Origin of the sequence: Terriglobus sp. YAF25, assembly GCF_052113305.1 — a bacterium.
Classification (GTDB): domain Bacteria; phylum Acidobacteriota; class Terriglobia; order Terriglobales; family Acidobacteriaceae; genus Terriglobus.
Genome location: NZ_JBFRCY010000028.1, coordinates 1 through 12173, shown reverse-complemented (window position 1 = coordinate 12173; position 12173 = coordinate 1). Strand labels below are relative to the sequence as shown.

The window sequence follows — 12173 nt, the reverse complement described above, 5'->3', positions numbered from 1 at the left end:
CTCTTCTTTCTGCGGTGAACSCTACTCCCAACTTCGATCGCATCGCTCGGCTCTACCGCTGGATGGAATGGTTCAGCTTTGGCCCACTGCTCCATCGCACGCGCACAGCATGGCTGCCTGAACTTCTCGAGGCCCGCAGCGGTCTTGTTCTCGGCGATGGCGACGGCCGCTTCACACGTGACCTACTCAGCGCGAACCCGCAGCTTCACGTTCACGCCGTAGACTTCAGCGCGGCCATGCTGCAGGAACTGCGCCGCCGTTGCGCACCGTATGCAGATCGCCTTGTCACCACCCAGGCCAATGCGCTGAACTTCGTTCCCGACGCCGCATACGATCTTGTTGCCACACACTTCTTCCTGGATTGCCTCTCTACGACAGAGGTAGAGCAGCTCGTGCAGACCCTGCTGCCTTCCCTGACAGACAATGCCATATGGTTGGTCAGCGACTTCCAGGTTCCTCAGCAAGGCGCCATCCGTCCCATCGCGGCGCTTCTAACCCGCACCCTCTACGTGGCCTTTCGTCTTCTGACCGGTCTCCGCGCCAATCGCCTTCCCGACTATGCCCCCGTCTTGCAGCGTGCAGGCATGATCTGCATCCGAAGACGTGATTTCCTTGGTGGCATCCTGATCTCAGAGCTATGGCAACGGCCCTGAAACGCATACAATTCTCGGCATGAGAAAGACCCTCTTCCTTGCTCTGCTTTCTCTTGCCACTGCGCTCGGTGCACAGACATCCATCGCGACCAACTCACCCACGCCCTTATCCGAACGCGTGGTGCAGTACGCGATCGATGCGCAGATCGATCCGGTAAAACACACCGTTGACGCCATCGAGACCCTCGCGTACCGCAACCTCACTGGCCGGCGGCTGACGAGCTTCCCCTTTCATCTCTACCTCAATGCGTTTCAGCCGCAGTCCACGTTCGCACGCGAGACTGCGGAGAGCGGCGGCTTCCGCGAAGTAGAGCGTGAGTATCCTGAACATCGCCGCGGCGAGATCCGTATCGCCTCCATCACGGCCGACGGCTTCGGAGACCTGACCTCGGCACAGCGCTTCATCGCGCCCGACGACGGCAACGCCGCCGATCACACTGTGATGGAGATTACGCTGCCGCATCCTCTCGAACCTGGCGAAACCATCACCTTCCACATTGCGTTTCACGACAGGTTTCCGGAATCCATTGCACGCAACGGCTACAAGCGTGACTTCATGATGGGCGGCCAGTGGTTCCCAAAAATCGGTGCCTTCTGGCATGGCGCATGGAACTGCCATCAGTACCACGCGACCACCGAGTTCTTCTCTGACTTCGGCGCCTACAACGTCAAGCTCACCTTACCCGAGAACTACATCGTCGGCACCACAGGCGTCTCCACCGGTATCACCCACAGCGGCGGAAGAAAGACCATGTCGTTCTACGCGGAAGACGTCCACGACTTCGCGTGGGCTGCCTCACCGCACTTTACTGAGACCACAGAGACGTATCTCTCAGCCATGGGCCCGGTCCGCATCCGTGTCCTTGCCCTCAAATCGCATCCCCAGGCCGGACCACGATATGCCGCCATCCTCCGCCAGACGATGGCGAAGTTTGAGCAGTGGTACGGTCCTTATCCGTACAAACAGATCACAGTGATCGACCCTGAACCGGGCTCCGCCATGGAAGGCATGGAGTACCCCACTCTCATCACCGGAGGAACCAACTGGTGGGAGCCCTCATGGATTCATATCCTTGAGGTCACGGCAGAACACGAGTTCGGCCATCAGTACTGGTACGGCATGGTCGCTACCAATGAGTTCGAAGAAGCCTGGCTCGATGAAGGCATCAACTCCTACACCGAGGTCAAGGTCATCGAATCGCTCTTCGGTAAAGACAAAGGCATTCTCGGCGGAACCTATGCCAGTGGCGGCGAACGCGATCTACAACGCTACGAATACACCCTCGTCCCTGACTACGACCCAATGACCCGCTTCGCCTACAAGTTCCGCGACGAGCGCTCGTACGGCGGCGTCACTTACGGTAAGACTGCTACAGCCTTGCTCACGCTCGAAGGCATGATTGGCGAAGACACCATGCGCGAAGCCGTGCATCAGTACTTCACCAAGTATCGCTTCAAGCATCCCACCGCCACGGACTTCCTGCAGGAGATAGAAAACACAGCCATTGCAAAGAACCGCGTGTACCACGTTGCGCAACCTTCTGGTTCGCTTTGCGGTACCTGTGCTCAAGCGGCAGCCATCGAGGTTGCTCCGGCTCTGCACTCTTACTTCCAGCAGGCCATCTACGGCACCACCGTTCTCGATTACGCTGTCGATTCAGTCACCACACAACCGTTCGAATGGTGGAAGCCAGAACCTGAAGATCCCAAACAGACCGACTATCTGAGCACTGTTGTCCTTCATCGCAAAGGTGACTTTATTCTTCCTGTCAGCGCGGAAGTGATCTTCGACAACGGCCTGCATTCACAACTCTGGTGGGATGGATCCGACCGCTGGCAGAAGTTCACCTTCAAACAACGGGGCGCCAAGGTGGTCTCCGTGGAGATTGATCCTAACCACACCGTTCTACTCGACAACGACCGGTTCAACAACAGCTATCAGCTCAAACCGCACGGCACAGCAACACGCAAGCTGACAGCCATCATCCTCTTCCTCGAACAGTGCCTCAGCCAGGTGACGACGTGGATCGTGTGAGCATAGCAACCAATCGCCGCCCTCTGCTTCTGCCCGGTCTCCATATGGCGCTACACCACTGGAGGGCCATTGCCTGGATCTACGGGCTGCAACTGCTACTCACCGCGCTCTTCACACTCGGAGTGCATCACCAGATCGCTGCGCTGCTATCGCACTCGCTGGTGTCAACGCGGCTCACTTCCGGCTTTGACGTGGCCCTCCTTGCCGAGGTCTCCCGAAGCCTCAGACAACCTCCTTACGCAGGCCCGCAACAGTGGTACCTCTCCAGCTTTGTCTTTGCCATCGTCAACCTCATCCTTACCCCCGGTGTGCTCTACGCCTATGTGACCGGAGAACGAGCAWGCCTTCGTCGCCTGCAGTACGAGGGATTCCGATACTTCTGGCGATTCGTACGCATCGCTCTCGTAGCAGTCATCCTCTTCATCGCTGTGCTCAGCCCATTGGCGACCCTGCGTTCCTTTGTCAGCGATCGTCTTGACGCCGCGGGCGTTCTCGGCAAACCGCACTTCCTGGCCGTACTGCCAATGACACTGCTCCTGCTTCTGGTCGCCTGCGTTATTCGCCTCTACTTCGACCTGGTGGAGGTCTATGCCATTCGGCTTGGTCTCAATAACGAGTGCCGTGTGTACAAAGCCTATGCTCCAGCATGGGACGCTCTGCGTTCCCGCTTCACCGCGCCGTATCTTGCATTTTCTCTTCTGACCTTCGCAGGTATCGCCTGTATCGCGGCCGCCGCCTGGCTCGCCGTCCACCGTCTCGCTGCTCCCGGCTCACTCGGCATCTTTCTTCTGCTGCAGAGCGGCATCCTGCTCGATCTTGTCACCCGCTTCTGGCAGCGAGCGGTAGAAGTCCGCCTGGCGGAAGATGAGCCTGAGAACAATCCAGCGCGCAACGAAGATCCGCTAGCTCAGGTTCCCATCTTGCCCTGGCCCAGGCCGAATCCCTCGCTCTCACATCCAGAGCCGGAGGTTCCTGAGAGCTAGAGAGCGCCGCTCGAACCTTTTTGTTTGTCGTTTCGCAACGCAGCTTCAAGTCAGCGAACGTGTTCGCCGGCAATTCGAGCAAAGCTCGAATTTGTAGTGCTTAAGGGCACCGGCTTTAGCGTGCCGCACCGAGCGCGGGAAATGAGCGGCTGAAGCCGCGGAGGGCGATGCGTCAGAGAACGACAAACCGAGAATTCAGCGGCAAAATGTCGTACCTCGTAGCGGATAGATTGACCTCAGCGGCTAAAGCCGCGTCTCGTCGAAGCTCCGTACGGGACGGCTGAAGCCGCCCCCTTAAGCAAAGCATTCGCACCTTCGGTGCGAAACGGGATGAACCTGTAAAGGATCTCTGGAGACAGCCTGTAAACCATGACAACGTTGACCTCCCAGCGTCAGGCACGCGACACCCAACGCCGGGAGCGATAATCCCATACCATCAAGGCCCCACTCTCTGGCATCTTTAATAAGAGATGAATCTTTACGTCCTCCGTCACGCCAGCGCCGGCACCCGCCGCGTCAACCCGCTGCTCGATACCCGCCGCCCTCTCGACAAAGAGGGGAAGAAGCAGTGTCTGCAACTCGGCCACGTGCTCAACAGCATGCGGCTACACTTTGACCTCATCGTCTCCAGCCCGCTGAAGCGCAGCCTGCAGACTGCCTCGCTCGTTGGCATGGAGACCGGTTATGAGGCCTCTATCCTGCTCTCGAATGCTTTGGCTCCGGGAGCCGTTTTCGCCGACTTCCAGAAGCTGCTCAGCGAGTGCGGAGAGGCCGAGAATCTGCTGGTCGTTGGGCACAACCCCAACATCACCACCTTTCTCGGCTCGCTGATCGCATTGCCCAAGCCAGCCCGGATCAGGCTGCGCAAAGGCTCCATCGCCCGTGTGAGCTACGACCGGGGCGCCGGCACCCTGCAGTGGCTGCTTGATCCTCGCACCGTACGCACCCTTTATACGGCCTCGACGGCCAGCTCGCGGCGGAAGACCTCGCGGAAGTAGTCGGCTTCTTTGCGCAGCGACCACACCTCCAGCTCCGCGCTTCCGCGCGCTGCCGACAGGTCGAGCAGGACACGCTTCGGATAGACCTTGATACGTAATTTCACGGCAGCCGAAGCGCGGTCCTGATTCAGACCAACCGCAAGCCTCAGCAGGCCGATCGCACGCGCCACCGCTGTATGTTCCTCCACAGGAACCGCACGCATCACCCGGTCCATGGCATCTGGTCTGCTCTTGCCTAAGTAGCGCGCAATGGCGCTGACAATGGCTCGCTGTTCCGGCGAGAAGCCATAGATTTCGGAGTTCGCCAGGATATATTGCGTGTGCCGATGATGACCCTGGTGGTTCATGTACTTGCCCACGTCCTGCATCATGGCTGCTGCCTCCAGCCATAACCGGTACTCCGGGGGAAGCTCATGCACCACATGCAACGCGTCGAAGAGCTGCGCCACATGTGCCCGGACGGGCTCATTTCTCCTGGGATCCACTCCGTAGCGGCGGCAGAGCTCACGGATGCCGTTCCAGCGCTCGAGCTCCATCTGCTGGTGCACGTCGGCGCGGATGTCCGTTTCCGCCAGCATTTGAGCCAGGACACCGTCACGAAGACCCAGCGGCGAGTAACGGAAGCCCTTCAGCCCCAACCGTTCCAACAACTGGGCATACACATAGGCTCCGCCGATGATGATCTCGCTGCGCTTCGGTCCAATGCCGGGCACCTGCACCCGCTCCGCATTGGTCATCTTCGCCAGCATGTGCGCCACCTTGCGGACGCTTACTGTGTCGGCTTCCAGAGTTTTTGTCTTCGCGCGTGAAGCTCGCTTCTTGAACAGTGCCGCGGAAGCCTCTGCCAGTGCCGCTGCCGTGCCGCTGGTCGCAATCACGAGAGGTACACGCACCGGGCCAAGCTTCTTTTCCGCGCGGAGCAGCTCGCGATGGATAAAGCGTTCCAGTTGCGCCAGGTCTTCCTTGCTGGTCGGATCGCTGTGCAGAAACTCCTGCTGCAGCCGCACCGCTCCCAGAGGAGTGCTCACCATCGACTTGATGCGGCCGTGCTCGCTGTGGGTAATCTCGCAGCTTCCGCCGCCAAGATCGATCATCAGGCACCTGCCCCGCGCCCCCGGCTCCAGCGTAGCCACTCCAAGATGGATCAAACGGCCTTCTTCCAGGCCGGAAATCACCTCCAGGCTCCACCCTGTGGCTGATTTAACCCAGGCCGCAAAGGCGGCTGCATTGCGGGCATCGCGCGTAGCCGAGGTGGCCACGACCCGCACCTTATCCACAACGTGGGCCTGCACCGCCTTATGAAAGCGCTTCAGGGCCCGGATAGTAGTGGCCATCGCCTCCGGAGAGATCACGCCCGTCTCGAAGACGCTTTCGCCAAGACGTGTCACCTCGCGGTCCTCATACAGCGTCTTGAGCTTATGCACCTGTACGGCGGCGATCTTTAGCCGGCAAGAGTTGGACCCTATATCGATAGCTGCAAATGTCGGCATCTTTCCTCGCGTCAGGATACACGGTTCGCGCATCGAATCTTCTGGGTGTTTTCCGTGTCTAACAGAGGGAACACACATTTTTCAGCAAGTAGAGTTGTAGCCGGATGGTAACTACGTACGCTCCGAAGCCTGTCGCGGCACCTTCGCGCCTCACCAGCACACGCAAGCGCCGGATCTGGATCCTGTCGCTCGTCTGGGTAGCAGTATATTTTGCAAGCCTGTTCTCTCCGCCATTGCTTGACGATGCTGACGCGACCCACGCCCAGGCCGCCGCCGCCATGGCTCGCACCGGCGACTTCGTCACCCTTTACGTCAATGGCATCCGCTATCTGGAAAAGGCTGCCCTGCCCTATTGGCTGGTCGCGGTCGATTATCGAATCTTCGGCCTCAACGCATTTGCCACACACCTTCCCCTTGCCCTTGGCGTAGCGATGCTAGCTGCTCTCGCCTATCGCTGGGGGAAGCACGCGATCTCGCAGACAGCGGGCTTTTATGCCTCTCTGGCGACGCTCACCACGGCCGGCATCTTTCTCTTCACGCGCATCTTCATTCCAGAGGTGCTGCTCTCATTCTTCCTCTGCGCCTCACTCTACTGCCTGCTGCGAGGCCTTGAGAAAGCACGTGTCGGCTACTTCTACGGCATGTGGATTGGTCTCTCACTCGCCGTTATGACCAAAGGCCTCATCGGTCTGGTCTTCCCGATGGGAGCAACGGCAATCTATCTGGCCGTCACTGGCGAGTGGCGCCGCTGGCGCGAACTCCGTCTTGTGACCGGCGGCCTTCTGTTCCTCGCCATCGCCGCCCCCTGGCACATCCTGGCCGGTCTGCGAAATACCGGCGGCATGAACGGACACGGCTTCTTCTGGTTCTACTTCATCAATGAACACGTGCTCCGTTTCCTCGGCGAGCGCTATCCGAAGGACTACAACAAGCTGCCCGGCTACCTCTTCTGGCTGCTGCATCTGGTCTGGCTCTTCCCCTGGTCACTCTTCCTTCCCGTCACCCTACGGGATCTGTGGACCAACCGATCCAAATATCTGCGCCCGTACAGCTTCCATCAGCGCTCCGTTCTTCTGCTAGGCATCTACGCCGCCATCATCCTGGTCTTCTTCTCCATCTCCACCAACCAGGAGTACTACACCTTCCCGGCCTATCTGCCGATCCTTCTTCTCATCGCATTCTCGCTTGCCCGGCGCGAAGATAACGCCCTGCGGGGGCACCTGGTCACCGCAGCGTACGTCGTCTTTGCCGTACTCGGCTTCCTGATCGCCGGAGCTCTCTTCTACGGTCTGTGGAGCTCACGTAACCTCCCCTTCGAGCCCAGCATCGGAGACCTTCTGGCCCATCGCGCCGTCGGAGACTACACGCTCTCCATGTCGCACTTCTTCGACCTGACCGGAGCCTCCTTTGCCGCGCTCCGCCTGCCCGCCGCCCTGGCCATGCTGGCCTTCGCCTTCGGTCCGGCTGTTGCCTGGAACCTCCGCCTGCACAAGCGGAACACGGCCGCCTTCTCCACCATGGCATTCACCACGGCGTTCTTCCTCGTCGCTGCGCATATCGCTCTCATGCGCTTCGGCTCCATGCTGAGCTGCAAACAACTGGCAGACACCGCCAATGATCTCGTCGCTTCCCGGCGCATCGAAAGCAACTATCAGTTGATGCTGTACGGCGATCAGTCCTACGGCTCTTCGGTCATCTTCTATACCAGCCGCCAGGCACTGCTGGTCGAAGGCCGCTCCAGCTCGCTGATCTTCGGCAGCACCTTCCCCGATGCACCACATATCTTCCTCTCCTCACAGGATCTGCTGCAGACGTGGGGACAGGGAGTGCGTCATCTCCTCTTCGTTCCTGAAGAACACCACAACGACGTAGAGCAACTTCTCAAGGGACGCTACATCCTGTTGAAAGAGACCTCCGGCAATACGTTGCTGACTGACCGCCCGCTCGATTGACGTAACCATAGAAAAACCAGCACGATGGATAGAAGAACCTCGTGAGCCTGCCGACCTCATCCGCCGTGACGGACCCCGCCGCCTCGCCCGCCCCAGCACGCCGCAGATCCATCGTCATTCTTCTGATCATCTGGGGGGTGCTGCAGCTTGGTGGCATCTTTTCCCCTGGTCTGCTCGACGATGTCGACTCGGTCTATCTCGAGGTCGCGCGCGAGATGCTCGTCCGCCAAGACTATGTCACTCCGTACGTGGACGGCATCCGCTTCTTTGACAAGCCTCCGTTGATGTACTGGCTCGCCGCCGGCAGCATGAAAATCTTCGGACCGCACGACTGGGCAGGCCGGCTTCCGCTCACCCTGCTCGTCCTTGGGCTCATCTTCTCCGTCTACGCTCTCGGCAGACGGTTCTTCGGCGAACGTGGGGGCTTCTACTCCGGCCTGGCCATCGCCACCTCCATCGGCCCTTATCTCTTCACCCGCTTTTACATTCCCGATGTGCCGCTGGCGCTGTGGATGACGCTCTCCATCCACCTTCTACTCATCGCCCTCGATCGCGTGCGAGCACACGAGTCCACGTTGAAACCGATGCTCGGTTTCGCCGCCGTGACCGCCTTCAACGTCCTCACCAAAGGTCTTATCGGTCTTGTCTTTCCGGTCGGCTTCGCTCTCATCTTCCTTCTGTTGATCGGCCAGCTCCGCGCACTGCTCCGCTTGCGCCTCATCACATCGACGGCGCTCTTCCTGCTGATCGCGCTTCCCTGGCATATACTCGCCGCGCTGCGAAACCCGGCGATCGACGCCAATGCCCGCGGCTGGTTCTGGTTCTACGTCATCAATGAGCACTTCATGCGCTTCGTCGGCAAGCGCATTCCGCATGATTACGGCCAGGTGCCTGTACTGCTCTTCTGGGGCATGATCCTGGCATGGCTTCTACCCTGGGCTGTTTTCCTTCCACGCGCGATCCGCTGGGGCGCCGCCAAGTTGCGCGCCCAGGGATTGAAGGCACCCGCCTCCGAAGCTCCGCTGACCCTCTTCCTGTGGGCTTTCATCGTCATCGGTTTCTTCTCGCTCGGCAGCCGGCAGGAGTACTACGCCCTGCCGGCACTGCCCGCTCTCGCCATCCTCGCCGGCGGGCAACTTGCGCGCGCCGAAGATCCACTTCACCCGGGGTCACGCGATGCGGCTTACTTCTGGACACGCTGGCTGCTTCTGCCCATCACCACACTCGCGGCAGTTGTCTGCACCTGGTTTGCGATCACCGCACCTACGCCGCCGGCGGGCGTCGATATCTCAGACCTGCTCACCACCAATCCTGAGCGCTATACCCTCGCGCTCGGCCATCTCTACGACCTCACCGGCAAGGCGATGGGCTTCTTCCGCTTCCCGCTGATCCTTGTCGCCGTATCCATGTACGCTGCCGGCCTGACAGCATGGCTGCTACGACGCAAAGGCAAGTGCTATGCGGCCAACGTCACTCTCGCCATCGCCATGATGGGCAATCTCTGGGGCATGCATGAAGGCCTGGCGCGCTTCTATCCCATCCTCGGATCGAAGGGGCTGGCCGATGCCATCAACTCCGTCTTCCAGCCCGGCGACCAGATCATGCTGGACGGCGAGTTGACCTCTGGGTCCTCCATCGCCTTCTACACCCGCAAACCGCTGCACCTGGTCAACGGACGCGTGAACGGCCCCTGGTACGGCAGCTTCTGGCCTGACGCCGCCAGGGTCTTCGAAACCGAAGACTCCCTGCACCAGGCCTGGGCAGGCCATGACCGCGTCTTCCTCATGACCTATGAACCCCAGCGCCGCCTCACTGACCTGCGGCCCTTTGGCGGAGTCTACGAKCTCAAATCCGAAGGCGGCAAAACCGTCCTCACGAATCACCCCTGAGCAGTAGAGCATTTTCCCTGTAGGTGTAGTGTAGGGATTCCACACCTATGGGCGTTTTCCGCAATGAAAATGCCGCTGCACGCCTTGTCCGGGATACCCAGCAACAGGGAAAATGCTCCTAAAAATCATATAAATCGCGCGACTCCCGCAATACGGGATTGTTACTCTTCTAACGATCCCTATGACCCCTGTAACGCGTCTCTCCCTCGTTGCGCTGTTGGCTGCTGCCCCGGTCTTTGGCCAGTCGCCGATCAATCTGCCCAGCAGTAAACAACTTCTCCCCGGCATTCCCGGAGACCCGCAACGCATCAACAGCCTTCCACTGGCGATGGCCTGGTCCCCCGATCATCGCTACCTCGCCGTGGTGAACGCCGGCTACGGAACCGCCGAGTCGAACTACCAGCAGTCCATCTCCGTGCTCGACACACAGACCGGCTCCGTCAAAGACTTTCCTGAGTCGCGCACGACACTCTCTTCCGCGCAGACACTCTTCTCCGGCCTGCTCTTCTCTGCTGACGGACAGCATCTTTACGCCTCGCTCGACTCACTCTCTGCCCCTGAAGGCGGCGAGCCTGACAAAGACGGCCTCATCAAGACCGGCAACGCCATCGCCGTCTACAGCTTCCACGACGGTTCCATCGCAACGGACCGTCTCATCCCTATCCCGCTGCAACAGCTTGCTCCTGGCCGCTCGCAGAACGAGATCRGCAAACCCATACCTATGGGCAAGGCCATCCCGGTTCCCACCGGACTGGCACTGCTGAAGACAGCCGATGGCGCCGAACAACTTCTGGTCGCCGATAACTTCTCTGACGACGTGCTGCAGGTCGATGCCGCCAGCGGCAAAATCCTTCGCCGCTTCGATCTCGCCACCAGGCCCATCGTCCCAGCGAATTACCCGATCGCTATTGCTGTCGATCCAGCCCAGCGCTTCGCTTATGTCGCCCTCTGGAACGGCTCCGGGCTGGCCCAGCTCGATCTGAAGTCCGGCAAGGCCATCTCCACGCTTCCGCTGCTTCCGCCTGATCCGGCCACCGGCCCCGGCTCGCATCCCTGTGCTCTTGCCTTCTCGAAGGATGGACAGACACTCTACGTCGCTCTCGCGAATCGCGATGCCGTCGCCGCTGTCTCACTCGCAAAAGGGAAACCGAAGCTGACCGGCACCCTCGACACACGCCTGCCCGGCCAGAGCTACTTTGGCGCGATCCCCACAGCGCTTGCTCTAAGCACCGATGGCAGCCGTCTCTTCGTTGCCAACTCCGGCTCCAATGCGGTTGCTGTCTTCGATACAGCACAGAAGCTCTCTGCCGCGGCGCCCGTACACGCCACCGGCTTCCTTCCAACCGAGTGGTTCCCAACAGCCGTAGCCGTGCAGGACAACAAGCTCTATACCGCCACCGGCAAGGGCAAAGGCACTGGACCTAACTCGCCCAAGCCGCTCATGGCTACCGATCCCGGCCAGATGCCCGCAAAGTTCAGGACGCGGCCACACGCCTACATCGCCACGCTGCTGCATGGCTCACTGGCCTCCATCGATCTGAGCTCTGCTCTGCCCAAACTGGATGAGCTCTCACGTGCCGTTGTTCTCTCCAATCGCATGAACGCCGAGCAGCAGCATGTCTTCGCCGATGGGCACAACCCCATCAAGCACGTGATCTACATCATCAAAGAGAACCGCACCTACGATCAGATCCTCGGCGATCTCGGAGTCGGTGATGGCGATTCTTCTCTGACGATGTATGGCAAAGACATCACGCCCAACCTGCACAAGCTCGCGCTACAGTTCGGTGTCCTTGATAACTTCTACGACTCCGGCGAGGTCTCCGGCGATGGACACGTCTGGTCCACCGCCGCCATCACCTCCGACTACAACGAGAAGAACTGGCAGCAGAGCTATCGCGGCAAAGAACGCACCTATGACTACGAGGGCGTCGTCGCGGAGGGCTATCCGCTGCTCGAAGGCATCTCCGACATCGACGAACCGCAGAGCGGCTACATCTGGACGAATCTCGCTAAGCACGGCAAGTCGCTCCACCACTTCGGCGAGTTCGTCGCCACCAAGTTCTGCGACGACTCCGGCGAGGCCCCGAAAGATCGTTCTCCGCTGAACGGCACACCCGAACCCGCGCCTCAGCGCTGCGCCGGCAAAGGCTCCATCCTCCCTGGCCAGGAG

Annotated in this window: 8 protein-coding genes; 7 read left to right on the top strand and 1 reads right to left on the bottom strand. The window is 60.0% G+C overall.

Going from position 1 to position 12173, the window contains the following annotated elements; all coding sequences use genetic code 11:
* The 4 genes from AB4043_RS02090 to AB4043_RS02075 form a co-directional block, all read left to right on the top strand.
* Positions 1–653: class I SAM-dependent methyltransferase (locus tag AB4043_RS02090; RefSeq protein WP_442306412.1), on the top strand; the 653-nt coding region annotated here is incomplete at its 5' end.
* Between the two features lie 19 nt (positions 654–672).
* Positions 673–2688: a M1 family metallopeptidase gene (locus tag AB4043_RS02085; RefSeq protein WP_442301077.1), complete on the top strand. Its 2016-nt coding sequence runs from the start codon at positions 673–675 to the stop codon at positions 2686–2688.
* Positions 2685–3671 carry a hypothetical protein gene (locus AB4043_RS02080; protein WP_442306411.1) on the top strand — a complete coding sequence of 329 codons (987 nt, stop codon included), beginning with the start codon at positions 2685–2687 and terminating at the stop codon, positions 3669–3671. Before AB4043_RS02085 ends, AB4043_RS02080 begins: the two co-directional genes overlap by 4 nt.
* A gap of 470 nt (positions 3672–4141) precedes the next feature.
* Positions 4142–4669, top strand: coding sequence for a SixA phosphatase family protein (locus AB4043_RS02075; protein WP_442301079.1), 528 nt, complete (start codon positions 4142–4144; stop codon positions 4667–4669).
* Here the strand turns inward: AB4043_RS02075 and AB4043_RS02070 are convergent.
* Positions 4621–6159 carry a Ppx/GppA phosphatase family protein gene (locus tag AB4043_RS02070; protein WP_442301080.1) on the bottom strand — a complete coding sequence of 513 codons (1539 nt, stop codon included), beginning with the start codon at positions 6157–6159 and terminating at the stop codon, positions 4621–4623. The genes AB4043_RS02075 and AB4043_RS02070 overlap by 49 nt on opposite strands.
* A gap of 104 nt (positions 6160–6263) precedes the next feature.
* Between AB4043_RS02070 and AB4043_RS02065 the strand changes: the two genes are divergently transcribed.
* From AB4043_RS02065 to AB4043_RS02055, 3 genes are all read left to right on the top strand, one after another.
* A complete protein-coding gene (locus AB4043_RS02065) occupies positions 6264–8111 on the top strand; it encodes an ArnT family glycosyltransferase (RefSeq protein ID WP_442301081.1) in 1848 nt (615 codons plus the stop codon).
* Between the two features lie 41 nt (positions 8112–8152).
* Positions 8153–10000, top strand: coding sequence for an ArnT family glycosyltransferase (locus AB4043_RS02060; RefSeq protein WP_442306410.1), 1848 nt, complete (start codon positions 8153–8155; stop codon positions 9998–10000).
* 181 nt (positions 10001–10181) lie between these two features.
* Positions 10182–12173 (top strand): beta-propeller fold lactonase family protein (locus AB4043_RS02055; protein WP_442306409.1); only part of this gene is annotated, 1992 nt, incomplete at its 3' end.